This window comes from Microtetraspora malaysiensis, from assembly GCF_050947145.1.
Lineage (GTDB): Bacteria > Actinomycetota > Actinomycetes > Streptosporangiales > Streptosporangiaceae > Microtetraspora_A > Microtetraspora_A malaysiensis.
The window spans coordinates 4408295-4432409 of record NZ_CP191998.1 but is presented as its reverse complement, the minus strand read 5'-3'; the positions used below and the strand labels follow the sequence as shown (position 1 = coordinate 4432409).

25 protein-coding genes and 1 pseudogene are annotated in these 24115 nt (G+C 68.7%); 17 read left to right on the top strand and 9 right to left on the bottom strand.

Annotated features, from left to right (window positions below; genetic code table 11):
- Nucleotides 1–15: 15 nt before the first annotated feature.
- Nucleotides 16–489, bottom strand: coding sequence for a cupin domain-containing protein (locus ACQP1V_RS20875; protein ID WP_387409669.1), 474 nt, complete (start codon nucleotides 487–489; stop codon nucleotides 16–18).
- A 66-nt stretch (nucleotides 490–555) separates the two neighbouring features.
- Between ACQP1V_RS20875 and ACQP1V_RS20870 the strand changes: the two genes are divergently transcribed.
- Entirely contained in the window at nucleotides 556–1518 is a 963-nt protein-coding gene (locus ACQP1V_RS20870; protein WP_433425475.1) for a DUF5937 family protein, read from the top strand.
- Between the two features lie 154 nt (nucleotides 1519–1672).
- Here the strand turns inward: ACQP1V_RS20870 and ACQP1V_RS20865 are convergent, their stop codons facing one another.
- On the bottom strand, nucleotides 1673–2062 hold the full coding sequence (locus ACQP1V_RS20865; protein ID WP_433425473.1) for a MerR family transcriptional regulator: 390 nt from the start codon (nucleotides 2060–2062) through the stop codon (nucleotides 1673–1675).
- An 80-nt stretch (nucleotides 2063–2142) separates the two neighbouring features.
- On the opposite strand from ACQP1V_RS20865, the gene ACQP1V_RS20860 reads away from it, so the two are divergent.
- The 4 genes from ACQP1V_RS20860 to ACQP1V_RS20845 all read left to right on the top strand — a co-directional run bounded on the left by ACQP1V_RS20860 (nucleotide 2143) and on the right by ACQP1V_RS20845 (nucleotide 6395).
- Nucleotides 2143–3327 (top strand): MFS transporter, encoded by a 1185-nt coding sequence (locus ACQP1V_RS20860; RefSeq protein WP_433425471.1) that lies wholly within the window; start codon nucleotides 2143–2145, stop codon nucleotides 3325–3327.
- A gap of 103 nt (nucleotides 3328–3430) precedes the next feature.
- Nucleotides 3431–4327: an oxidoreductase gene (locus ACQP1V_RS20855; RefSeq protein WP_433425470.1), complete on the top strand. Its 897-nt coding sequence runs from the start codon at nucleotides 3431–3433 to the stop codon at nucleotides 4325–4327.
- A 188-nt stretch (nucleotides 4328–4515) separates the two neighbouring features.
- On the top strand, nucleotides 4516–5319 hold the full coding sequence (locus ACQP1V_RS20850) for a zinc-dependent alcohol dehydrogenase family protein (protein WP_433425468.1): 804 nt from the start codon (nucleotides 4516–4518) through the stop codon (nucleotides 5317–5319).
- A gap of 176 nt (nucleotides 5320–5495) precedes the next feature.
- A complete protein-coding gene (locus ACQP1V_RS20845; RefSeq protein WP_433425466.1) occupies nucleotides 5496–6395 on the top strand; it encodes an aminoglycoside phosphotransferase family protein in 900 nt (299 codons plus the stop codon).
- A 120-nt stretch (nucleotides 6396–6515) separates the two neighbouring features.
- Here ACQP1V_RS20845 and ACQP1V_RS20840 read toward each other — a convergent pair whose 3' ends face one another.
- The 3 genes from ACQP1V_RS20840 to ACQP1V_RS20830 form a co-directional block, all read right to left on the bottom strand.
- Nucleotides 6516–7385, bottom strand: coding sequence for an alpha/beta fold hydrolase (locus ACQP1V_RS20840; protein ID WP_433425464.1), 870 nt, complete (start codon nucleotides 7383–7385; stop codon nucleotides 6516–6518).
- Nucleotides 7386–7555: 170 nt separating this feature from the next.
- Nucleotides 7556–8752, bottom strand: coding sequence for an NAD(P)/FAD-dependent oxidoreductase (locus tag ACQP1V_RS20835; RefSeq protein WP_433425462.1), 1197 nt, complete (start codon nucleotides 8750–8752; stop codon nucleotides 7556–7558).
- Between the two features lie 93 nt (nucleotides 8753–8845).
- A complete protein-coding gene (locus ACQP1V_RS20830; protein ID WP_433425460.1) occupies nucleotides 8846–9790 on the bottom strand; it encodes an RNA polymerase sigma-70 factor in 945 nt (314 codons plus the stop codon).
- Nucleotides 9791–9933: 143 nt separating this feature from the next.
- Between ACQP1V_RS20830 and ACQP1V_RS20825 the strand changes: the two genes are divergently transcribed.
- The 4 genes and pseudogenes from ACQP1V_RS20825 to ACQP1V_RS20810 all read left to right on the top strand — a co-directional run.
- The gene (locus ACQP1V_RS20825) at nucleotides 9934–10248 is read left to right on the top strand and encodes a hypothetical protein (RefSeq protein WP_433425458.1); all 315 of its coding nucleotides are present in this window, start codon (nucleotides 9934–9936) and stop codon (nucleotides 10246–10248) included.
- A gap of 109 nt (nucleotides 10249–10357) precedes the next feature.
- The gene (locus ACQP1V_RS20820; RefSeq protein ID WP_433425456.1) at nucleotides 10358–10699 is read left to right on the top strand and encodes a hypothetical protein; all 342 of its coding nucleotides are present in this window, start codon (nucleotides 10358–10360) and stop codon (nucleotides 10697–10699) included.
- 142 nt (nucleotides 10700–10841) lie between these two features.
- On the top strand, nucleotides 10842–11273 hold the full coding sequence (locus ACQP1V_RS20815) for a hypothetical protein (RefSeq protein ID WP_433425454.1): 432 nt from the start codon (nucleotides 10842–10844) through the stop codon (nucleotides 11271–11273).
- Nucleotides 11274–11478: 205 nt separating this feature from the next.
- Nucleotides 11479–11787, top strand: a pseudogene (locus ACQP1V_RS20810) (beta-ACP synthase); the annotation flags it as partial.
- Between the two features lie 84 nt (nucleotides 11788–11871).
- On the opposite strand, the gene ACQP1V_RS20805 reads toward ACQP1V_RS20810, so the two are convergent.
- Both ACQP1V_RS20805 and ACQP1V_RS20800 read right to left on the bottom strand, forming a co-directional pair.
- Complete coding sequence (locus tag ACQP1V_RS20805; protein ID WP_433425904.1) at nucleotides 11872–11985, bottom strand: hypothetical protein; 114 nt, start codon at nucleotides 11983–11985, stop codon at nucleotides 11872–11874.
- On the bottom strand, nucleotides 11960–12178 hold the full coding sequence (locus ACQP1V_RS20800; RefSeq protein WP_433425452.1) for a methyltransferase family protein: 219 nt from the start codon (nucleotides 12176–12178) through the stop codon (nucleotides 11960–11962). The genes ACQP1V_RS20805 and ACQP1V_RS20800 overlap by 26 nt, the downstream gene beginning before the upstream one ends.
- A 238-nt stretch (nucleotides 12179–12416) precedes the next feature.
- Here ACQP1V_RS20800 and ACQP1V_RS20795 point away from each other — a divergent pair, with 238 nt between their 5' ends.
- The 5 genes from ACQP1V_RS20795 (at nucleotide 12417) to ACQP1V_RS20775 (ending at nucleotide 17694) form a co-directional block, all read left to right on the top strand.
- Nucleotides 12417–12596, top strand: a complete 180-nt coding sequence (locus ACQP1V_RS20795; protein WP_433425450.1) for a hypothetical protein — start codon at nucleotides 12417–12419, stop codon at nucleotides 12594–12596.
- A gap of 360 nt (nucleotides 12597–12956) precedes the next feature.
- Entirely contained in the window at nucleotides 12957–14279 is a 1323-nt protein-coding gene (locus ACQP1V_RS20790) for an ABC transporter substrate-binding protein (RefSeq protein ID WP_433425448.1), read from the top strand.
- A 139-nt stretch (nucleotides 14280–14418) separates the two neighbouring features.
- Entirely contained in the window at nucleotides 14419–15420 is a 1002-nt protein-coding gene (locus tag ACQP1V_RS20785; protein ID WP_433425446.1) for a carbohydrate ABC transporter permease, read from the top strand.
- Complete coding sequence (locus tag ACQP1V_RS20780; RefSeq protein ID WP_387409649.1) at nucleotides 15413–16252, top strand: carbohydrate ABC transporter permease; 840 nt, start codon at nucleotides 15413–15415, stop codon at nucleotides 16250–16252. The genes ACQP1V_RS20785 and ACQP1V_RS20780 overlap by 8 nt, the downstream gene beginning before the upstream one ends.
- Nucleotides 16253–16341: 89 nt before the next feature.
- The gene (locus ACQP1V_RS20775; RefSeq protein WP_433425443.1) at nucleotides 16342–17694 is read left to right on the top strand and encodes a GH1 family beta-glucosidase; all 1353 of its coding nucleotides are present in this window, start codon (nucleotides 16342–16344) and stop codon (nucleotides 17692–17694) included.
- Between the two features lie 71 nt (nucleotides 17695–17765).
- On the opposite strand, the gene ACQP1V_RS20770 is transcribed toward ACQP1V_RS20775, so the two are convergent.
- Nucleotides 17766–18818 carry a LacI family DNA-binding transcriptional regulator gene (locus ACQP1V_RS20770; protein ID WP_433425441.1) on the bottom strand — a complete coding sequence of 351 codons (1053 nt, stop codon included), beginning with the start codon at nucleotides 18816–18818 and terminating at the stop codon, nucleotides 17766–17768.
- A 448-nt stretch (nucleotides 18819–19266) separates the two neighbouring features.
- Entirely contained in the window at nucleotides 19267–19665 is a 399-nt protein-coding gene (locus tag ACQP1V_RS20765) for a hypothetical protein (RefSeq protein WP_433425439.1), read from the bottom strand.
- Between the two features lie 268 nt (nucleotides 19666–19933).
- On the opposite strand from ACQP1V_RS20765, the gene ACQP1V_RS20760 reads away from it, so the two are divergent.
- From ACQP1V_RS20760 to ACQP1V_RS20750, 3 genes are all read left to right on the top strand, one after another.
- Nucleotides 19934–20380 (top strand): ribosomal protein L7/L12, encoded by a 447-nt coding sequence (locus tag ACQP1V_RS20760; protein WP_433425437.1) that lies wholly within the window; start codon nucleotides 19934–19936, stop codon nucleotides 20378–20380.
- A 381-nt stretch (nucleotides 20381–20761) separates the two neighbouring features.
- Nucleotides 20762–22498: an IS1182 family transposase gene (locus ACQP1V_RS20755; protein WP_433425902.1), complete on the top strand. Its 1737-nt coding sequence runs from the start codon at nucleotides 20762–20764 to the stop codon at nucleotides 22496–22498.
- A gap of 522 nt (nucleotides 22499–23020) precedes the next feature.
- Complete coding sequence (locus ACQP1V_RS20750) at nucleotides 23021–23488, top strand: SRPBCC family protein (protein ID WP_433425435.1); 468 nt, start codon at nucleotides 23021–23023, stop codon at nucleotides 23486–23488.
- Nucleotides 23489–24115: the final 627 nt, after the last annotated feature.

The following is a 24115-nucleotide window of genomic DNA, read 5'->3' as shown; positions in this document are numbered from 1 at the left end:
CCGTTGCCGGTGCCATCACCGCTCGTAGTCGTCGACGAAATGGTTGTCGTGGGCTTCGTGAAGCCGGCTCAGGTCACGCTCGTTCACAGTGGCGAGCTGCGCGAAGTACTCCTCCCGCGGTACGCCTGGCGAGAGTGCCATAAGGAGGGTGGCAGGTTCGGCGCGCTCCTTCCGGAGCGCGTGGACATCACCCACCGCGGCATGCGCGGTGTCGCCGGGCAGCAGCGTTCGCCAGGCCCGCCCATCGAAGTAGTCGACTTCACCTTCTTCAACGATGAAGGTCTCACTGAAGGTCGTGTGAAAGTGCGGGGCAGGTCCCCGGCTGGAGGGCGACATGCGCCACCGGTAGATGCTCACGATCCCGCTGGTCTCCGCCGGACCGGCGAGGACTTCGATGGTCGATCCGCTGGCGCCCAGCCGGATCGTTCGCGTCTGTTGGGCTCGCTCGGGTTGCTTGGAAAACCAGGCAATCGACTCCGTGTCAGTCATGACCCGAGTCTCGGGGCTTCGCCGCTCCGCTCGCGCTCACTTCGGCGGTGGCCTAACAATAGTGGAGTGATCCGCTACCGATTGGGCGCTGGTGCTGCGAGCGTGCGGTGGGCGATGTCGCCGATCCACGAAGTGGTCAGTCTTGCCCAGCTCTTGACCGAACCGCAGCGTCACCTGATGTTCCACCCGTGGCTTCGCCGTCGCCACCGCCGTCTCTCGGTCCTGGACCTGAGGGCGCTCACGGTCTTCATGGCCGATGGCGCGTATCGACCCGACTTCCTTGACCCATCGCCGATGTCCAGTGAGCCAACGTTTGAGGAAGGCATGGATGCCCTCCTCGCCGCGCCGGCGGACCAGACGTACGCCGAACTGGTCGACGCAACGATGGGACGCGGGGCGGAAATGGGCCGCCGACTGCTCGAAGACCCCGACCGAGCCAGGTCCGAGGCCGCCGATGCGCTGCGCCGTCTCTGGAAGGCAGTTGTCGAACCGGAATGGCCGTCCATGCGGCAGGCGCTGCGTGCCGAGATGCTGGATCGGGCCATCCAGGTCAACCGCGAGGGGCTGCGCGCAGTCCTTCCGCGCCTGCACCCTTCCGCTGCGTGCGAAGGCGACACCATCACCGTCGAGAAGACCGTCAACATCGACGTCGACTGCCCTGAAGGACTCATTCTCGTACCGTCACTGTTCATCACCGACCGGATGCAGTGCACCACCTCGGACCACTGGACTCCGGCGATCTATTACCCGGCATCCGGGCGGTATCTCTGGGCGGCACCTCCCACTCCGAGGTCGCTTGACCGTCTTCTGGGGGTGACCCGATCGAGGATCCTGGCCGCGCTCGCCACTCCGCTGCAGACGACCGTTGTGGCCAGGCTGGTGAGCGTCACCCCCCCGACGGCCAGCGAACACCTGGCGATCCTGCGAGACGCCGGGTTGATCGACAGCAGCCGGGCCGGTCGCACGGCCACGCACGAGCTCACCAAGGCTGGACGTGCTCTCCTGGACGCGGCCTCGCCGCGGCCATGACAGGTCGGGGAGCTTGGCCACCCGTCATCACCGACGACATGTTGCACACCGTGCTTCGGCGCAGGGCACTCGGTGAGTCCGTCGAGCAGATCCAGCGGCACGGCGGTGACCCGTTACTCCCAAGGGCCGCGACGGCCGATGACGGACACCGCGTTCAGGCGCCGAGCGCGGCGACTGCACGGCGCGTGACATCGGGCGGGGCTGCCGCGATGACGACGTCAAGCGCACCCAGGGACGTCTGCAGGTCGATGATCGACTGTGTGATCCTGTCTCGTTCTCGGTGAAGGTCGGCGAGCAGGTCTGAGCAGGTTGGGATCAGCCGGTCGCCGTCATCGCGGAGGCAGGGGAGGATCGTGGCGATGGTGGCGGTGTTCAAACCGGCGGCCAAGAGGCTGCGGATACGGCGGACGGTGTCGATGTCTCTGTCGTCGTACTCCCGGTAACCGCTGGGGAGTCGCTCGGGATGGAGCAGGCCCTGCTCCTCGTAGTAGCGCAACAGGCGCTCGTGGACGCCGGTCCGCCGTGACAGCTCTCCGATGCGCATGGCCTCTCCCTGGTCTGCCGCGACGAAGTCGCGGACGCGACTTGACTCTCACATCCGTGTGAGACTTTAGCGTCCTCGCCATGAGAAAGGCTTTCGCGACGCTCGCCGCCCTGTGCGTGAGCGTCTTCGTCGTCGGCACGTCGGAATACTTGATCTCCGGGCTGCTGCCCCAGGTCGGAGCAGACCTGAAGGTATCCGTGGGCGCGGCCGGACAGGCGGTCACCGTTTACGCGCTCGGAGTTGTGGCCGGTGGGCCGATCGTGGCCACACTGACCGCCAGGATGCCCCGCAAGGGGCTGGCGCTCGGCCTGATGCTGCTGTTCGCGGCGGGCAGCGCGATCTGCGCTCTGGCCCCCTCCTACGAACTGCTGCTGGTGGGACGCCTGGTCTCTTCGTTCAGCCACGCCGCCTTCCTCGCCCAAGCCCTGGTGATGGCGACCGGCGTGGTGTCGCCGGAGAAGACCGGCACGGCGATCTCCGCGGTCGCCTCGGGCTTCACCGTCGCCACCCTGCTCGGCGTGCCCTTGGGCGCGTTGCTCGGGGAGAGCGCCGGATGGCGCACCCCGTTCGCCGTCCTGACCGCGTTGGCACTGGCAGGTGTCGTGCTGCTCGCAGCCGTCCTGCCCAAGCAGCCGGCCCCGGCCACGCGGCTGCGCGACGAGGTCCGGGTGGTGACCCGCCGCCCGGTCCTGCTGGCCATCGCCACCACCGCGGTCGGATTCTCCGGCGTCGCCGTGGTGTTCACCTACATCGCCCCGCTGCTGACGCGCGTGTCGGGTTTCTCCTCCACGGCGGTCTCGGGGCTCCTGCTCGCGTACGGAGCAGGCAGCTTCTTCGGCAACCTCCTCGCCGGCCGGCTCACCGACAAGTCCATGAGCGCCACCGTGCGCGGCGTCTTCGGCGGGCTGACCGGTGTGCTCGCCCTCATTCCGTTCGCCGCCGTCTGGCAGCCTTCGGCGGTGGCCGCGGTCCTGGTGCTCGGCCTGCTCGCCACCGCCACCATCGCGCCCTTGCAGGGGCTGATCCTGCGCCACGCGGGCGATGCCCCCACGCTGGCCGTCTCCGCCAACGTCGGCGCCTTCAACCTCGGCGCCGCCGCCGGCTCGGCCATCGGCGGCCTCATAGTCTCGGCAGGCGCCCTGCGCTGGACCGGCCTGGCCGGCGCGGTGCTGAGCTTGGCGGGCCTGGCCCTGACCTACCTCGGGGCGACAAAGGCTCCGTTGCCGGTCATGCGCCGGGCGTCGCGCGCCTCATCGCCGTCGTAGCCCCGGCGCACCCCAGAGGCGTACGGCGACCACCGTGGGGACCGCGGCGCTCGCGGTGGACCTGCCGAACCCAACAATCCCGGAAAGGGTGAAAAATCACCCCATGACCTCAGCCACGATCACCGCCGCGGCCGCAGGCACCTGGAAACTCGGCGACCTGACCGTCAACCGGATGGGATTCGGCGCGATGCGCCTGTCCCAGAACGGCGAAGCCTTCGGAAACGCCACCCCGAGCGACCGAGACCGCGCCATCGCCGTACTGCGCCGCGCGGTCGAACTCGGCGTCAACCACATCGACACCGCCGCCTTCTACTTCTCCTCGCTGCGCTCCGCCAACGAGCTGATCAACAGCGCGCTCTCCCCATACCCCGACGACCTGGTGATCGCGACCAAGGTCTGGCCCGGACGCGACCCCTCCGGAAACTGGTGGTGGGCCGAACCCGCCCAACTGCGCGGACAAGTCGAGGAGAACCTGCGCCAGCTCGGCCGCGACCACCTCGACCTGGTCAACCTGCGCATCCCGCCCAGCCGTACCGCCACCTCGATCGCCGAACACTTCGGCGCGCTCGCCGACCTGCGCGACGCCGGGCTCATCCGCCACCTCGGCATCTCCAACGCCACACCGGAACAGCTCGCCGAAGCCACGCGCATCGCCCCGGTCGTCTGCGTCCAGAACCCCTACGGCATCGGCACCCGCCCCGAGGACCGCGCGATGCCGCGCACGTGCGGCGAGCAGGGCATCGCCTTCGTCCCGTTCTTCGCGATCGCCGGAAAGGGCCGCGAGGCGGGCCGAACCGGAGCCGACGACGACGAGATCCAGTCCATCGCCCGCGCCCACGGCGCGACCCCCGCGCAGATCCGGCTCGCCTGGACGCTCCAGCAGGGCCCGCACGTACTCGCCATCCCCGGCACCGGCAACCCCGGCCACCTGGTCGACAACATCGCCGCCGCGGCGATCCGGCTCACCGAGGACGAGCTGGCCCGCCTCGACACCCTGTGACGGCCCCGCCCACGCCAGGCCCGCTCGACGTCACCGGCAGCGGGCCCAGGGGTCAACGCCCCTGCGCCTGGGGCGTGGTGAGGGCGTCGAGCAGGCCGGGGAACACCTTGTCCATCTCGGCGCGGCGGAGGGTGTTCATCCGCTATGTGCCGACGTAGTGCTGCCGGATCAGGCCCGCCTCGCGCACGGTGAGCCGGGACCGGGGTCCCATCCGGGTGGACGCCATCGGCGTCAACAGGGCCGAGGCACTGTTCCGCAGCGGTCACTACATCGAGCCGGTCAAGCACCTGCCGGCCACGCTCGGCTCCGAGGCCGCCGGCGTGATCGAGGCGGTGGGCCCCGACGTGACCGGTTTCGAGAAGGGGCAGACGATAAGAGTCGTACCGAACTTCTCACAGAACGACTACGGCGTTTACGCCGAGCAGGCGATCGTGCCGGCCACCGCACTCCTGCACCGCCCCGACCACGTCGACGCGGTGTCCGGCGCGGCGGTGTGGATGCCCTACCTCACCGCCTACGGCGCGATGGTGGAAGTCGGCCGCATGCGGGCGGGTGACGTGGCGGTGGTGAACGCGGCCTCCAGCAGTGTCGGCCTGGCCGCGATCCACACCGCCAACCGCATCGGCGCCACCCCGGTCGCCATCACCCGCACCCACGCCAAGAAGCAGCAGCTGATCGGCGAGGGCGCGGCCGAGGTCATCGTCTCGGACGAGGAAGACGTGACGAAGCGCGTCCTGGAGCTGACCGGCGGCAAGGGCGCCGAATACGTCTTCGACGCCGTCGCCGGCCCGGGAGTCGTGGACCTGGCCCGCACCGTGGCGGCCGACGGGACCCTGTTCCTGTGGGGCGCGCTCAGCGGGCAGCCCACCCCGTATCCCGGGTTCGACCTGGGCATGCCCGCACTGATCCCGCTGGACGAGATCGTGCGGGCACACCAGCACATGGAGTCCAACACCCAGTTCGGCAAGATCGTGGTCACCACGGCTCGCTGACATCAGCGCAGAACCCGAATCCCTCCTCGGCGGCTCGCCCCCGCTGAACACGCTGAACACGCGCCGGCCAGCGACCAGATCGAGCCGACCGCCCGGGGGAGCGGCACTCCCGCGCGCGGCGACCCGCCCGAAAACCGACTTGCCGCGATCGGCGCAGGCCAACAAGGATGACCGCGATGACCAGAACCAGAATGCACGCGGACGAGATCCTCACCGACGAAGCCCTCGTCCGCCGCCTGATCGCCGACCAGTTCCCCCAGTGGGCCGACCTCGCGATCGAGCTGGTCGACTCCTACGGCACCGACCACGACATCTACCGGCTCGGCGACCACCTGTCCGCACGGCTGCCGCGCATCGAATGGGCCACCCGCCAGGCGGCCAAAGAGGCACGGTGGCTGCCCACGCTCGCACCGCACCTGCCGCTCGCGGTCCCCGTACAGGTGGCGGCGGGGCAGCCGGCCGAGGACTACCCCTTCACCTGGTCCGTCTACGAGTGGCTGCCCGGCCGCAACGCCAACGGCACGATCCACGACCTGAACCAGGCCGCGGCCGACCTCGCCGCGTTCATCACAGCGCTGCGCCGGGCGGACACCTCCGGCGCCCACCCGCGCCCGCCGCACGCCCGCGGGGGACCGCTCGCCGAGCACGACGACGGCGTACGCCGATCGATCGCCCAACTCGGCGACCGCATCGACGGCGCCACGGCCCTGCGGTCGTGGCAGGAGTCCCTCGAAGCCCCGGCATGGGACCAGCCGGGAGTGTGGGTCCACGGCGACCTGCTGCCGGGCAACCTCCTCGTCGTCGACGGCCGCCTGTCGGCGGTCATCGACTTCGGCGGCCTCAACGTCGGCGACCCCGCCTGTGACCTCCAACCCGCATGGAACGTGTTCACGGGGGAGAGCCGCCGACGCTTCCGCGACGAGGTCGCCGCCGATGACGCGTCATGGCTGCGCGGCCGCGGCTGGGCACTCCTCCAGGCCGTCATCGCCCTCCCGTACTACTGGGACACCAACCCCGGGATGGTCCGCCAGGCCACGCACGCGCTCACGCAGGTCCTCGCCGACGGCTCCCACTGAGCCGCCCGCGCCCCCGCCACACACACGACCTCGGGGGAGCGAAGCCGCCCCCACGGAGCCTCGCAAGAGCCGGAAGGCCCAGGCCGAATCGACCTGCCCCAGCGCCCGAAGAAGCCGGCTCTAGCCACCCACGACCCGTCCGAGAAAACCGCGCATGTAGCCCGCGATCACATCCAGATGGCTCTCCAGAGCGAAGTGACCGGCATCGAGCAGGTGCACCTCGGCCTCCGGCAGATCCCGCAGAAAGGCCGTCGCGCCGGCCGGGCCGAAGATGCCGTCGTTCGCGCCCCAGACGGCCAGCAGCGGCACCTGGCTGGCCCTGAAGTACTCGTGGACCCTGGGGTAGAGCGCGACATTGGACGGGTAGTCGCGGAAGAGCGCGAGCTGGATGTCGGCGTTACCCGGCCGATCCAGCAACATCTGGTCGAAAGTCCAGGCGTCCGGGCTGATCAGGGACAGATCGGCCACGCCGTTCTCGTACTGCCAGCGGGTGCCGTCCAGGCCCAGCGCCGCCCGCACCGGCCGTTCGGTGTCCGGGCCCGGAGCGGCGGCGTAGGCGAACAGGCCACCCCAGAAAGCGTCGACGAAGCCGTCGGTGTAGGCGTTTCCGCTCTGGGTGACGATCGCGGTGACAGGCCCGGGTGAGCTCATGGCCAGCCGCCACCCGATCGGCGCGCCGTAATCCTGCACGTAGATCGCGTACTCATCGACCCCTCGCCGGGCCAGCAGCGCGGTCGTCACCTTGGTCAGAGAGTCGAAGGTGTACGGGAAATCCGCAACGGACGGGGCCGAGGAGTAGCCGAAGCCGATGTAATCGGGCGCGATCACGTGGTACCGGTCGGCGAGAGCGGGAATCAGGTGCCGGAACATGTGCGAGCTGCTGGGGAAACCGTGCAGCAGCACGATCGTCGGCGCATCCTTGGCGCCCGCCTCACGGTAGAACACGCTCAGCCCGCCGACGTCCTCGGTCAGATGGTGGACGGCAATCATGGTCACCTCCCGCACGTCGGGTCGCGATTCCAGTCAACGGCGCGGAGCGCCTGACGACATCGCATAAATAGGTGAGATCGCCGCATAAATACCGGCAGGTCAACCGCCACGCCGACCAACGGCGAAGCGGAGCGCCCGCCCCCCGAGGGCGCCCCGCTTCACGTGGCGCCCTACGCCGACGCCGCGACAGCCGAACCCGCCGCGACCCGCTCCCGCGTGACGCGGCGCCGCCGCGTCGGCAGCCCGAACGTCGGATTCGCGACACCCCACGCGGCGCCCTTGCAGACCAGCTCCTTGTAGACAGCGGCCAGCCGCCCGGTCAGGGCCGCCCGCACCGCCCGATCGTCCGCGGTGACGTACTGGATCAACCCCTCCTTGCGGCCCAGCGAGACGCACTGGTTGAAGTAGCGGATCGGCACGTTCGGGAGCTTCCCGCCGGTCAGCCGCGCCGCGATCGCGTCAACGGCCTGCCACGCGGTCGGAACCCCCGAGGCGCACGACATCCGCAACGGCTTGTCCCCGGGGCCCATCACCATGGCCGCGTCGCCGACGGCGTACACGTCCGGATGCGAGACCGAGCGCATGGTCCCGTCGACCACGATCTGACCGGTGCCGGTGACCTCCAGAGCGGTCGCCTTCGCGATCGGATGCACCGCGAAGCCGGCGGTCCACACAGTCACCGCCGCCGGGATGGCCCTGCCGTCGGCGGTGGCGACGCGGTCGGCTTCGACGCCGGTGACCGCGGCGTGCTCATACACGGTGATCCCGAGCCTGCCGACGACCTTCCGCAGATGCTCGCGCCCCTTGGACGAGAGCCAGTCGCCGAGGCCGCCGCGGGCGGCGAGCGCGACGTCGAGGTCCGGGCGGGTCTCAGCGATCTCGGTCGCGGCCTCCAGACCGGTGAGACCGCCGCCGACGACGACCACGGCCTGCCCCGCGTCGAGACGGGCCAGGCGCTCACGCAGCCGGAGCGCCCCCGGACGGCCGGCGATCTCAAAGGCGTGCTCGGCGGTCCCAGGGACGCCTTGGGCGTTCCAGCCGCTGCCAAGCGCGTAGACGAGCGTGTCATAGCCGAGTTCCTCGGCGCCGTCCGCGCCGGCAACGGCGACGGTCTTACGGTCGACGTCGACGCCGGTGACCTTCGCGAGCCTCAGTTCGACGCCCGTGCCCGCGAACATCCCGCTGAACGGCCGGGATTTGAGGTCCTGGCCGACCGCCAGCTGATGCATGCGAACGCGCTCCACGAAGTCGGGCTCTGCGTTGACGAGAGTGATGGCGACGTCCTCGCGGCGCAGCCGCCTGGCGAGGCGGCCGGCGGCGAAGGCTCCGGTGTATCCAGCTCCGAGGACGATGATGCGGTGCCGCATTTCGTAGCTCCTGTCGTGCGCGGTTTCGCCCCTTGAACCGGACGGCCCGCCGTTTCCTGACAGGAACGCGATGTGAAGCACCTCACACAGTGCTCAGAAGGCGTTGAACAGCGGCTCCCCGTGGTCGGCCGCCGCCCAGAGCGCGGTCGCACGTTCAAGCTTGTCGGGGTTGGCCTGGGTGCGGAACGCGGCGATGCCCTCGGCGGTGATCTCCAGGCACATGACGCCGACGACCCGGCCGTCCACGACGGCCACGACGGCGGGCCCGCCGTTGGCGGTCCAGGCGTAGATCTCGGCCGGGCCGCCGACCAGGGCGCGCTTGGCCGGGCCGGGCTTGAGCAGGCCCCATAGGAACTTCGCGACCGCGACGGCGCCCTCGAACGCCTTGGCGCGGGCCGGGACCTTCCCGCCACCGTCGCCGATCGCGACGGCGTCCTCGGTGAGCAGACGCACAAGCGGCTCGGTCCGGCCGCTGGCGGCAGCCGCCAGGAACTCCGCGACGATCCGCCGGGCGACGGCCTCGTCCACCTCGGTGCGGGCCTTGCCGTCCGCGACGTGCTTCTTGGCCCGGTGGAAGATCTGCTGGCTGGCGGCCTCGGTGATGTCGAGGATCTCGGCGATCTCCCGATGCGGATAGTCGAAGGCCTCCCGCAGCACGTACACCGCCCGCTCGTTGGGGGAGAGGCGCTCCATGAGAGTGAGGACCGCGTACGAGACCGACTCGCGCTGCTCGGCGGTGTCGGCCGGGCCGAGCATCGAGTCCCCGGCGAGCAGCGGCTCGGGAAGCCATTGGCCCACATAGGTCTCGCGCCGCGCCCGCGCCGACGTGAGCTGATTGAGGCACAAGTTGGTGAGAACCTTCGTCAGCCAGGCCTCAGGGACCTCGACACGGTCGACGTCCGCGGCCTGCCAGCGCAGGAACGTCTCCTGTACGGCGTCCTCGGCCTCCGCCGCGGAACCGAGAAGGCGGTAGGCGAGGGCCCCCAGGCGCGGCCTGAAGGCCTCGAACCGATCGACGTCGTCCGCGGTCAATGGCATGACCCGATGCTAGTGGCCCGTCACCGAATCTCGAACGGGTAATTGATCTCCAGCGGAGAACCCGCCAGGCCGGCTACCTATTCAAGTAGCCAGGTGCGTGAACACATCTGCCTGATCGCCAGGACGGTCCCCCGCCGAATGCGGTGGCGTCCGGCGGGTTCGCCGGCCCGGCTGCGTGCCACCTACAACCGCTACGCGGATCGGCCGTCGCCGCCCGCTGGCTGTTGCTCGCCGGGCCGGACTGCGCCGATCTCGCCACCGAGCTGTCCGCGAAGGCGGGGGAGTGGCTGACGGTTCGCTTCCTGCGGCCCGGCGGCACGCTCTGCCATGGTCTCGGCATCGCCCCCAGAGGCTGGGTGCTGGTCCGTCCCGACGGTTACGTATGCGCGGGCGGCGCGGAGCTGACCGTCGGCCGGCCCTCCGCCGCGTTGACCTCGGTGGGCATTCCGGCTCTATGACGCGCTCTCCGGCCTGAAGCCGGAAAGCTGGAGCACTGCGGGCGAATCCGGTAGCGAGAACGCGCCCTCGTTGCCCAGACTGTGATCAGCCACCAACGGGGGTGGCCCAGTGAGCATGGTGGTGCTTGCAATGGCGGCAGTGGATGTGTCGAGGATCGATCGTCGCGTGCGGGGCGAGGTGGAGCGGAGGGGTTTGTTCCTCGTCTCACCTGAGGTGGAGTCAAGCGGGCGGGATACCTTCGTCTTCGTCTGCACTGACCCAGACCCGGGAGACTGCGGCTTCACCAGGGTGGGACAAGTGTCCACAGCGACGGGGTTCAACCACGTCGTCTACGCAATGGACGGTCGCAAGACCTCGCCGGCGGTATCGCTCTCCCAGATCCGTGGCCATTTCCCGACTTGGGAAGACGGGATCATGGTTGTACTTTCTGCGTTCGATCAGTGGCGCTGAGTGCCTACTTCTCGGGTGTGTCGAGACGCGGTGGCTGGCGTACGACCCTTCGGGTTGGCGCGGGCTTGTCGTGGGCATCGCACCGAGCCGATGAATTTCCCTGTCCTGTAGCGCAGTTGAGGCGATCGGAGCGTCGGCACAGATGAGCCTGTGGAGCTGGATGAGCGTCTTCACACCGTGGGAGGTACCCACCCCCGACGGCCTCGGCCAACATTTTCTCGGGCAGACAGAGATCCGCGTGTTCAGCTCCGCGCGGACGGCCCGTGCCGATCTTCAGAGCTACCTCGACGACGGCAACACCGATTTCGAGGCCGACCCTCGACGCTGGGACCCTCAACGGCGAGCCGCTGCCCTCCTGCGGTCCGAGGGACGCAACGGTGAACTGATGATGTGGGTGGGCGCAATGCTGGGGTGGGTCATCTTCGAGATCCCACCCGGCATGAAGCCCTTGACCGCGGGGGTGTCCGCCCTCAAACGGTGGGAGCCGTCGGCGTACCGCTCATGGTTGGGGTACGGGGACGCCACCGATTGGGAGGATGTGTCCGCGCCGGGGCTGTGGTTTCCCCTTGGCTAGCCGGGCCGGCCAATCCGGGCCGCTCCGGGCCAAGGTGGCGGCCGCAACCTTCAGAACGATCAGTGTCGGGTGTGCTCGCAGGGCAGCGGCTGCCGGGGCACGCTGATTGTCCTCCTCGGCCAGGCGCTGTTTGCGATAGGCGACGACCAGGGCGACAGCGCCGCCGATGCCGCCGACCATGGCCAGTGAGATCTTGACGATCTCCCTCGGCGAGGGAAGCGCCGTACTGGTGCTGGAGGAGCCGACCGCGGCCATGGCCCGGGGCGGGCACATCTACGCGGAGATCGGCGGATTCGCCAACCGCAGCAACGCCTATCACATGACCGGTCTCCGCTCGGACGGCGCGGAACTGGCAGCCGCGATCACCGCGGCGCTGGGCGAGGCGCGGCTGAACCCGGAGGCGGTCGACTACGTCAACGCGCAGGGCACGGCGACCAAGCAGAACGACCGGCACGAGACAGCCGCGTTCAAGCGCAGTCTCGGTGAGCACGCCTACCAGGTGCCGATCAGCTCAACCGGCTGAGCGAACGACCATTGCCGCGTTGAAACCGCCGTATCCCCGGGCGAGCGCGTCCCCTGGCCGGGCGCGGCTCCCCGATCACCAGGTCGCTGTCGTAGCCGGGCGTCGGACGTTCACGGTCGGCGGCACGACGCCGTCTCGCAACGCCATCAGTGCGCCGACGAGGTCAAGTGGGGCCGCGCCTGAGGACAGCCGCCCGATCTACCCGGGCGGCTCGGGGATTGGTGCGCAGAATAGCCGCGACATCGTCAGGATCAGCCGGCCCGACGGCGAACGCGTCGAAAACCCGCAGCTCAAGCGCGGCACGTAACAGGTAGGTGGACTTGAACGCCGTCATCATCGCCAGCAGCCGCTCCCGGCTGACCTTGCGATCGGTTCCAGGCATAGCGCTCCTTCGTATCGAGCCAGCCGGACAGATGTGACGTTGGCAACGATGACGAGAAGCGCGATGGATGCCCGGTGGAGGCTGCTCGGGACTTCCCGACGGTCGGCTCTTCAGTCGCTGTTCGCGGGCGGATCACGACGGGTGCTCCGGGTCCCATGATGAAGCCGGTCCGCGTCGACGCTTCCCTTGAGAACGGGGGAGAGGTGCATGCCGCCGCACCGGCATCAGCCGTCATCCGGTGATCACCCGCTGGGACGAGGTCCGCCGGGGCGGCGGGCCGATCGTGATCGGCGTCACCGTCGTCCTGGCCGCCACGCTGCTGGCGTACGCGGTCAGATCCCGGCTGGGCCACCGGGCCCGGCCCGGTTCCGCCGCGTCACGGTCAGGCGGCAGGCCGGAGGGAGAGCGCTCTCCATGAGAGTGACCCCGCAGGCCGCGGCTTGTCAATAGTTCCTCGCCGCGCCCCTCGCCGTGCCCTCCACACGGCCCGCATCTCTCTTGTGCGCCTGATCTGGGCGTTCTCCGTATGCGCTCACCCAAGGGTTGACAGTGCTCTGCGGCGCGGGCACTCTCGCTCTGGAGAGCGCTCTCCCTTCCCTCTCGCCGCGGCATCCCGGTTCCGGCCGGGGTGCCGCGACACGGCACCCCGAGCCGATCCCTCGTCTCCACAGTCCATCCACCCCCCCGAGACACTCCCGAGACCCCGCCCCCCAGAGCCGGGCTCCCGCGGTCAGCAGGCGGAGCCCGACGACCAGCCGGGAAACTAGTGAGGACAACCGTGCGTACACGCAAGCTCGGATTCACGACCGCGGCCTTGAGCATGGCCGGGGCGCTCGTGCTCGCCACCTCTGCCTGCGGCGACGACAGCGGATCGGCCGGCTCGGACCGGCCCGTGACGCTCACCTACTGGGCGTCCAACCAGGGCCCCAGCCTGGAGGCCGACAAGCAGGTGCTCCAGCCCGAACTCGACCGGTTCGAGAAGCAGACGGGCATCAAGGTGAACGTCGAGGTCGTCCCCTGGTCGGACCTGCTCAACCGCATCCTCGCCGCCGCCACCTCCGGACAGGGACCGGACGTGGTCAACATCGGCAACACGTGGTCGGCCTCGCTCCAGGCGACCGGCGCGTTCGTCCCCTTCGACGACGCCGCGCTGGCCGCGCTCGGCGGCAAGGGCCGTTTCCTCGGCCCCAGCCTCGCCGCCACCGGCGCCGCGGGCCAGCCGCCCACCGCGGTCCCGATCTACGGCATGACGTACGGCCTGTTCTACAACAAGAAGATGTTCGCGGACGCGGGCATCGACGGCCCGCCGAAGACCTGGGACGAGCTGATCGCGGACGGCAAGAAGCTCACCCACGACGGCAAGTGGGGGCTCGCCGTCGAGGGCGCCAGTGTGAGCGAGAACGCCCACCACGCCTTCATCTTCGGCCAGCAGCACGGGGCCGACCTGTTCGACTCCTCGGGGAAGGCGCAGTTCGACTCGCCGCAGCAGGTCGCCGCGGTCAAGCAGTACATCGACCTGATGGCCGTTCACAAGATCGTGAACCCGAGCAACGCCGAGTACGCCAACGGCACCGAGGCCATCCAGGACCTCGTCACCGGCAAGGCGGCCATGCTGATGTGGCAGTCCATCGCCAGCTCGGTCAAGGCCGCCGGCGTGAGCGAGGACGACTTCGGCCTCACGCCGATCCCGCTCCCGGACCCGGGGATCGGCGGCAGGCAGGTCAACGGCATGGTGGCCGGCATCAACCTGGCGGTCTTCAAGCACACCAAGAACAGTGACGCCGCGATGAAGTTCGTCGCCTTCATGACCGGCAAGGAGGCGCAGCAGACGCTCAACAAGGCGTACGGCTCGCTCCCCACGGTCAACGACGCCTACGACGACCCGGCGTTCCAGACCCCGACCATCACGGCGTTCCAGCAGATCCTCGCCAACACCGCGGCGCCGCTGCCACAGGTGCCCGACGAGAGCCAGTTCGAGACGCTGGTGGGCACCGCGATGAACCAGATGTTCGCGGACGCCGCGGCCGGAAAGCCGATCACCGACGGGTACGTCAAGGCCAAGCTCTCCGACGCCAAGCAGCAGATGACCGGCGGCAACTGAACCTTCCCCCACCACCATCCCGGTTCAGGGAGCGCGCGAGCGGGTGAACCCCGCCCGCGCGCCCGCGACCGGCCGCGCGAGCCGCATCGGTCCGCCCGGCGCCGGGCGCGCGGCCCGACCGATCCCAGAGAGGACTTCCATGGTCGTGTCCACCCCGTCACGCTCGGGCGCGTGGCGCGGAGCCGAGCGGGGCGGCGGAGACGGCGGCGGGGGACGGATCACCCGTCTCATCCCGGTACGGCTCCGCCGCGTCGGTCTGCCGTACCTGCTGATCCTTCCCGCGGTGCTGCTGGAGCTGCTCATCCACCTGGTGCCGATGGTGATCGGCGTCGGCATGAGCTTCCTCAGGCTCACCCAGTTCTTCATCAGGAACTGGCTGGCCGCGCCGTTCGCCGGGCTGGGCAACTACCGGGTTGCCGTCGACTTCGACTCCGCCGTGGGCGCCGCGCTGCTGCACTCGTTCCTGGTGACCGTCGCGTTCACCCTGCTCGCGGTCGGCCTGTCGTGGCTGTTCGGCATGTGCGGCGCGGTGCTGATGCAACGACCGTTCCGGGGGCGCGGGGTGCTGCGCACCCTGTTCCTCGTGCCGTATGCGCTGCCGGTCTACGCGGGGGTGATCACCTGGAGCTTCATGTTCCAGCGGGACTCCGGGCTGATCAATCACGTGCTGGTCGAGCAGCTGCACCTCACCGACGAGCGCCCGTTCTGGCTCATCGGAGGGAACAGCTTCGCCTCGCTCGTGGTGGTGGCCGTCTGGAGGCTCTGGCCGTTCGCCTTCCTCGTCCTCACCGCCGGGCTGCAGAACATCCCGGAGGACCTGTATGAGGCGTCGGCGATCGACGGGGCGAGCTGGTGGCGGCAGGTGCGCACGATCACGCTGCCGCTGCTGCGCCCGGTCAACCAGGTGCTCGTGCTGGTCCTCTTCCTCTGGAACTTCAACGACTTCAACACGCCGTATGTGCTGTTCGGGAAGTCGGCGCCGAGGGAGGCCGACCTGATCTCCATTCACATCTACCAGAGCTCGTTCGTCACCTGGAACTTCGGCTCCGGCGCCGCGATGTCCGTGCTGCTCCTGCTGTTCCTGCTGCTGGTGACCGCGGTGTACCTGGCACTGACGACCCGGGGGAGGAGCCGTGCGTGAGCCGCGGTGGCTGCCCTGGGCCCGGGTGATCTTCCTCGGGCTGCTCGGCCTCTTCACGCTGACCCCGCTGTACGTGATGGCGACCTCGGCGCTCAAGCCGCTGCGGGACGTGCAGGGCGACTTCCACTGGATCCCCGTCACGATCACCCTGCGGTCGTTCTCCGACATGTGGCGGACGGTGCCGCTGGCCCACTACTTCGTCAACAGCCTGGTGGTCTCCTCGATCTCCGCGGTGGCCTCGGTCGTGGTCGCGGTGTTCGCCGCGTACGCCGTGAGCCGCTACCGGTTCCGGGGCCGCCAGATCTTCTCCGTCGCCGTGCTGTCCACGCAGATGTTCCCGGGCATCCTCTTCCTGCTGCCGCTATTCATGATCTTCGTGAATCTCGGGAACGCCCTCGGCGTCGAGCTCTACGGCAGCAGACTCGCGCTGATCATCACCTATCTGACGTTCTCCCTGCCCTTCTCGATCTGGATGCTCGTCGGCTACTTCGACTCCGTGCCGGCCGCGCTCGACGAGGCGGCGCAGGTGGACGGGAGCGGTCCGATCGGGGCGCTGCTGCGGGTCGTCGTCCCGGCCGCGATGCCCGGCATCATCGCGGTCACCATCTACGCCTTCATGACCGCGTGGGGCGAGGTGCTCTTCGCGTCGGTGATGACCGACGAGTCCACCCGCACCCTCGCCGTCGGCCTCCAGGCGTACGCCACCCAGAACGACGTCTACTGGAACCAGGTCATGGCGGCGTCCCTGGTCGTCAGCGTCCCGGTGGTGGCGGGCTTCCTGCTCCTGCAGCGCTATCTCGTGCAGGGGCTCACCGCGGGCGCGGTCAAGTAGCCGTTCCCGCGGCGACTCGAACCAGAACAACCGGAAGAACCAGCAAGGAAGGAGGGAGCGCGGACACCACTCGGGGGCCGCGCACACCCATGGACATCACTTCCGCCTTCGGCCCTGACTTCGTCTGGGGCGTCGCCACCTCGGCGTACCAGATCGAGGGAGCCGTCCACGAGGACGGCAGAACGCCCTCGATCTGGGACACCTTCGCGAGCGTCCCCGGCGCCGTCGATGGAGGCGACACCGGCGACGTCGCCTGCGACCACTACCACAGGTGGCGTGAGGACGTCGGCCTGCTGGGCACGCTCGGCGTGGACGCCTACCGATTCTCCGTCGCCTGGCCGAGGGTGATCCCCGGCGGATCGGGCCCGGTCAACCCGCCCGGGCTGGCGTTCTACGACCGACTGGTGGACGCGCTGCTGGAGGCGGGCATCCGCCCCTTCGTCACGCTCTACCACTGGGATCTGCCCCAGATACTGCAGGACGAGGGCGGGTGGCCGCGGCGGGACACCGCGTACCGATTCGCCGACTACGCGACCGCGGTCGTGGAGGCGCTCGGCGACCGCGTCACCGACTGGACCACGCTGAACGAGCCGCTCTGCTCCTCCTGGCACGGCCACCTGCAGGGCGTGATGGCCCCGGGCTGGAGGGATCTCACCGCGGCCGTCCGCGCCTCGTACCACCTGCATCTGGGGCACGGCCTGGCCACCCAGGCGATCAGGGCGGCGGCCCGCCGCACGCCGTCGATCGGAATCGTCAACAACCTGAGCCCGTGTGAGCCCGCCACCGACAGCGAGGAGGACCACGCCGCCGTCGTGCGCGCCGACGGCCACGCCAACCGCTGGTGGCTGGACCCGATCACGGGACGCGGCTACCCGCAGGACATGATCGACCTCTACGGTGTCGACCTGCCGATCCGGCCGGGCGACCTGGAGGCGATCGCGGCGCCGCTGGACTACCACGGGCTGAACTACTACTTCCGCCAGGTCGTCACCGCGGACCCCGAGGGTCCGGTGCCGTACGCGCGGCAGGTCGAGGTGCCCGGAGCGCCCGTTACGGCCATGGGGTGGGAGATCTACCCCGACGGCCTCGAACAGCTGCTGCTGCGGCTGGCCCGCGAGTACGGCATCGAGCGGATCTACGTCACCGAGAGCGGCTCCGCCTGGCCGGATCCGGTCGGCGCGGAGGGTGAGCTCGACGACCGCGAGCGGTCCGCCCATCTGGAGGGCCACGTCGCGGCCTGCGCCCGCGCGGTCGCGCAGGGCGTGCCGCTGGCCGGGTACTTCGCCTGGTCGCTGCTGGACAACTTCGAATGGGCCTACGGGTACGACAAGCGGTTCGGGCTGGTCCACGTGGACTACCGCACCCAGGCGCGCACCATCAAGTCGAGCGGCCACCGGTATGCCGCGCTGATCCGCGATGCCAAGGGGGCACCGGTGGGATGACCGGCCCCGCCGGTCGACAGAGGGAGGGCGGCGCCCGCCGTGGCGCCGCCCTCCGGCGCTCCCGCGATCGGTCAGGCGGACTCGCGGACGACCAGGGCGGGATCGAAGATGACCGAGGTCACCCGCTGGTCCGGCTGCTCGATCTGGGCGAGCAGGAGCCGCGCCAGCTCGGCCGCCATGTCCTCGACGGGATGGCGGATCGTGGTGAGCGGCGGCTTGCAGGCCAGGGCCGCGCTGCTGTCGTCGAACCCGACCACGGCCACGTCGTCGGGGACCAGGCGGCCGTGCCGGTGGAGCACCTGGAGCGCCGCCTGGGCCATCAGGTCGTTGGCCACGAAGACGCCGTCGACGTCGGAGTGCTCGGCGAGCAGCCGCTCCATCGCGGCCGCGCCGCTGTCGAGCGTGAAGGCGCCCTCGACGCAGGGGATGTACGGGTGGCCGTGCATGGCCATGGCGTCCCGGAAGCCGGCGAGGCGGTCCTGGGCGGCCAGTACGTCGAGGGGGCCGGAGATGGTGGCCACGCGGTGGCAGCCGCGCGCGACCAGGTGGTCGGCGGCCAGCTTGGCGCCCGTCCGGTGCGCGACGTCGACGTAGCTGATCGGGAGTGGTTCCGGTGGCCGGGCGAAGAGCACGGCGGGCAGCCCTCCGTCGACGAGGAGCTTGGGCAGCGGGTCCTCGCCATGGGTGGAGACCAGGATCGCGCCGTCAGCCTTGCCCTGGCGGAGGTAGTCCACGACCTCCGCGCGGGCGGCGTCGGTCTCGGCGAACAACAGGACCGGGTGGATGCCGAGCGGGCGGAGGTATCCGACCACACCGCCGGCCACCCGGCCGAAGAAGGGGTCGGCGAAGACCTGGTTCGGGAACGGGTTCTCCTCGCCCTCGACGCCCGCTCCGGAGACGACCAGGGCGACCGACCCGGTCCGGCGGGTGACGAGCGAGCGGGCGGCCTGGTTGGGGACGTAGCCGGTGGCGGCGATGGCCTGCCGGACCGTTTCCTGGATGGCGGGGTTGACGTTGCGAACACCGTTGATCACACGGGAGACGGTGGCACGGGACACGCCCGCCGCCCGGGCCACGTCCTCCAAGGTGGGGGATCCCGACACAGGCGGGGGAGCCTCGCTCATACGGCCTTTATAGCATATTGGAGAGCGCTCTCCAGACTGCTCGGGACGAGCCGAGGCGTGGACGAGATGCGAGATTTGAGTAGGTTGTCTGGCGCCGATTCCCTCCCGCCCCCCTGAGAAGCGCCGCTGTACGTCGCGGCCGGGATCCTGGGCGGCGCGCCGGGACCAGCGCGTGGAGCGGCTTGAGTGAGACCGGGCCACGCCGGTCAGCGGCGACTTGGCCAGGAAGACCGCCTTGGCGACGATCGTGGAGCCCACCCAGAAGGCCCGCGACAAGAACGGGGGAGCGGACCGCCACCCGCTCGCCCTGCCTTCGCTCCATCGCACCCGCATCCTGCGGCTCACGTGACGCGCCCTCGTCCATCTCCACGCTCCCATCGCAAACCCGCACCATGCTTCGCGGCCCCAGCACCTCAACGCCAAGATTCGCCACCACCAGCCGCCGGCTTCATAACAGATGAAAGATCACCGGCAAAACAGCCAGACGGTCACCAACCGTTTCAACCTCGGACATCAACGACCTAGGCTTGGCAAACACGCCCATCAACTCATCGGCGACGTCTTCGCGCAGGCAGTGAGCCCTCCGATAGCCGGCCAGCCAGCGGACATTCGCTGCCAGGACGGGGGAGGACCCTCCGTCCTGCGAAACACCCACCCCACCTTGGCGCAAGCCCGTGAAGTTCCTGTGTCCGTTGAAGGAGGGGAACGCCCTCGAGGGCGCCATCCGCTCGAAGGGGATATGCCAGCACAACGAATGGGGCTCCTGTCGCCGAACGCCCATCTCGTTCGAGAAGGCCGGCTCGAACCATGACGAGGCGACCACAGCAGGAACCGGCGACTCGCTCACGCCACCACCGATAGGTTCACGTAACGGCCATGTCGCGCAATGCAGGCAGAGTCAATGTCGGGCTGACCAAATGAAGTGAGACAACCCGCAAAGTGGGCCAGGTTCGATGAGACAGCCTGCGCCTTGGGCCAGATTCAGTGAGACAGGACACTCGCACGGCAGGGGGAGCTCCGACCCCTCTCTCACTCCAAGCTACTTGACATAATGTTCGTTATCGAGCAATGCGAAAGAGGTTCCCGGGGCACCGCTGAAGTCGTACGATCACGGCGTGTTCGGTATAGATAGCACGTCCGCGATCGTCGTCGTCGTCCTGGTCATGGCCGTCGCGCTGACAATCGTCATCGTGCTGGCGGCCCGAGCGGGAGCCCAGCCCAGCGCCCGGCTCGCGTGGCGAACACCGGGGCTCATGCCGCCGATCCCACGCGACCTCCAGGAACGCGTCCGCGAGCTGTGCGCCGAAGGCAAGAAGATCCACGCGATCAAGGCGCTCAGAGACGGAACCGGGCTCAGCCTCAAAGAGGCCAAGGACGTCGTGGACGCCCTGGACGCAGGACGCTCCGTCCCGACCCCCCAACCAGATGGGCAACCCGGCGACCTCGCCTCGCGGGTGCGTGCACTGAAGGCCGCCGGACGCGCCGAGCAGGCCGTCTTCCTCGTACGCGGTGAGACCGGCATGTCGCAGACCGAGGCCGAGACCTTCGTCGATGCCCTCTGAGGCCCCTCAGACTGTCCGAAAAATCACGACAAGAACGGTCAACCAAGGCAGGCGGTCGGCGCACGACCCCGGCGGCAACGTGGCGGCGCATGGGTCGGCCACCCGCCGACCGACGGACGCGACCACTCAGGAGCCTCCCGCCGAGGCCGCGTACGCTCCGGAACCCCGCCGTCACGGCCACCGGCCGCCCGGGCCCAGGCGGCCGGGACAGCGGAAGGAGCCGGACTCTCCTCTCGACGACCACCCCGTGGTCGGAGACTCTGCTGGCTAACTCGCGACACGCGGGTGTCGGGTCCGTGACCTGAGCTGTTATAGCCCGAGATCATGCCGTGCGCGGCCGTTTCTCCCCTCATCCGGCCGCGGATGGAGTGGTCGGTGTCGATGCAGCCGAGGCCGTGGCCGGATCCCGACCCGCAGATCGCGGCAGCGATCCAGGCGATGCATCGCGGTAAACGCGAGAAGCCATTGCCGGTCCGAGTCCGTGATGAGCTGGGAGAACTGTTCGCCGACGCGGAGTTCGCGGTCGCGTTCGGGATCGAGGGCAAGCCAGGCTGGTCACCGGGACGGCTGGCGTTGATCACGGTGCTGCAGCGAGTGGACAACCTCACCGACCGCCAAGCCGCCGAGACCGTGAGGATGGACCTGAGCTGGAAATACGCTCTCGGATTAGCGCTGGATGATCCCGGGTTCGACGCATCTGTGCTGAGTGAGTTCCGCACCCGGGTCCTCCAGCACGGCCTGGAGGAGAAGGCCCTGGACCTTCTCCTCGCCAAGCTGGGCGAGAAAGGCCTGGTGAGGGCGGGTGGTAAGCAGCGGACCGACTCCACCCACGTGATCAGCGCGGTTCGGGATCTGAACCGGCTGGAGTTGGCCGGTGAGTGTGCGCGCGCCGCGTTGGAGGCGATCTCGGCCGCTGACCCGGGCTGGACGAGCAGGGTCCTGGAGCTGCCCGGATGGGCGCAGCGTTACCGGGCCCGCGTCGATTCATGGCGGCTGCCGACCTCGGAGTCGAAACGGGAGGAGTTGGCGGTCGCCTACGGCACCGACGGGTATGCGCTGCTGGAGGCGGTGTACGCGCCGTTCTCCCCGGTCTGGCTGCGGAACCTGCCCGCTGTCGACGCGCTGCGGGTCATGCTGATCCAAAACTATGTGCGCATCACCGGTCGAGGCGGGCGGGAGGTGGTCAAGCGGCGGCGGCCCCTCGAAGACGGCGGAGAGGGACTGCCGCCCGGCAGATGGCGGCTGACTTCCCCCTACGACATGGATGCCCGGTGGGCGGCCAAGGGCGAGGACCTGTTCTGGAACGGCTACAAGGTCCACATCAGCGAGACCTGCCATCCCACCCCCGGCGAGAACGGCGAGAACGGCGAGAACATCGTGCCGCCCAACCTGATCACGAACGTGGCCACCACGGACGCGACCGTCCCCGACAACCAGATGACCGAGAAGATCCACCAGATGCTCGCGGCACGTGGGCTGCTGCCGGCCGAGCACTACCTCGATTCCGGCTACCCGTCCGCGGAAATCCTCGTGAGTGCGCGCAAGAGGTTCGATATCGCGCTGGTCACCCCGGTTCTGCTTGATCACTCATCGCAAGCCCGTGCCGCCGCCGGCTACGACCGCTCGGCGTTCACCATCGACTGGGACGCTGAGCAGGTCATCTGCCCGCAAGGGCAGGCGAGTTCCTCGTGGAGTCCCTGCACTCAGCGCGAGACCGCGGCGATCGTGGTCAAGTTCGGCGGCGAGGTCTGCCGGCCGTGTCCGGCTCGCTCCTTGTGCACCTCGGCCAAGAAGGGTGGACGCCAGCTCACCATCCGCGCCCGCCCACTTCAACAAGCTCTTGACCAGGCCCGTGTCGATCAGACCAGCAAGGAGTGGCAGGGCAAATACAAGCTCCGCGCCGGAGTCGAGGGCACCATGCGCCAGGCCGTCGCGGTCACCGGTGTTCGCCGGGCCCGCTATCGGGGCCTGGCGAAGGTCCACCTCGAACACGTCTTCTCCGCCGTGGCGCTCAACCTCATCCGCCTGGATGCCTGGTGGAACGGGCACCCACTCGATCGGACCCGCACCGGCCACCTTGCCCGCCTCGAACTGGCAGAACTCGCTCTCGCGGCCTGAGACAAGTTAGCCAGCAGGGTCGTCGGAACGTACAAACGCCAAGAAGGACAAAAGCGACGATAAACGCTATACCAGACAGAAGGTGAATTCTGTCCGGTATGACGCGAGTTATCCAACTTGCCCCAAGCGGGCCTGTGTCCTTGTCCCGTCTCATCGAACCTGGCCCACGTCTCACACAGCTGGCCCAATTCGCAAATTTGTCTCACTGAACCTGGTCCGCAGGTGTTTCCGCCTCTTCGGGCGTCTCACTGAGCGGCATTCTTGTCTCACCGCGCTGGAGAACGCTCGCCGTCGATCGATTCGTCGACAGGCTGGCTGATTTTTACGCCGAGATTCGGAAGGTCGCACCCGATTACATCCCTCGCAGCGCGAACGATCCGGTCCTGCACTGGGTCGATGATCAGTTACGCATTAACGAAGCCCTCCGCAGTGGGAGAGACCCGAGAATCGTGCTTCCGCAGCTCGGGTTGAGCGAGACGAGGTGAGCATTCCGCTGACATGCCACAGCCTTAGACTTAGCGCATGCCGCGCTTCGAGGTCGTTACGCATGTCATCGCGCCGCCGGATCGGGTCTTCGACATCTCGCTGGACGTGGGCGTCCATACCACCTCGATGGCGGGCTCATCCGAAAAGGCGGTCGGCGGAGTGACCGCCGGCGGCCTGGAGCTCGGCGAGAGCGTCACCTGGCAGGCACGACACTTCGGCATCCGCTGGCGGATGACTTCCACGATCAGCGCTTACGACCGGCCGGGATATTTCGTTGACGAGCAGGTGTCGGGCCCGTTCAAGCACTGGCACCACACTCACCGTTTCCAGTCCGACGGTCATGGCGCCACGGTGATGAGCGACATCATCGATTTCGCCGCACCCCTTGGTCCTCTGGGGACCATCGCTGAAATCCTGGTCCTCTGCCGCTACATGCGCAGGTTGATCCGAGTCCGGAACCAACATGTCAAACAGGTTGCCGAAACCGCTCCCGCAGTCGAGTGATGATCCGCCACGTTAGATCACATCGTGCGAGGCAGCTTGAGCATTCCGTTGAGATGGGCCAGATTGGATGAGGCAACCTCTGGAGAACGCGCTAAATGGACCACATTCGATGAGACAGCTCACTGACGCATTCAACAGTTTTCTCAGTAGCCCTGACACAAGATCGCTATAGTGCTCCTCACTGGCGATCTTCGTGTGAGGTGGGAGCTGTTTTCATGGCCCCCACTGGCGTTCCTTCAGATGATTCGACTTTGGTCGCAGCCAAGTATCCGCCGGCCCTCGCCCTGACCCGACTCCTGGCCTCGTCCTTTTGGAAGGCACGCACCCCCACCGGCACGCCCTCTTCGTCGAGGAAGTGCGCCACACTTTTGAGCCCGGCTACATCTGGGAGCCCTCCGCCCATGCGCGTTACGTCGAGCCCTTGATTCGCATTTCGCATGTCGCGCGAGGAGCCCGAAGAGCGGGAGCGAGAGGCCAGACAGGCCGAGTACCGACGCGCCCACAACATCCCAGAGCCGCCCAGCGACACCATCTAATTCGACGAGTTGTTGTGAATTGGCGCTTCAGTTGGCGGATGTGCGCTCAGCCATGGCAAACGGGCTGTATGTCTGCGCAACCCGTGACCAG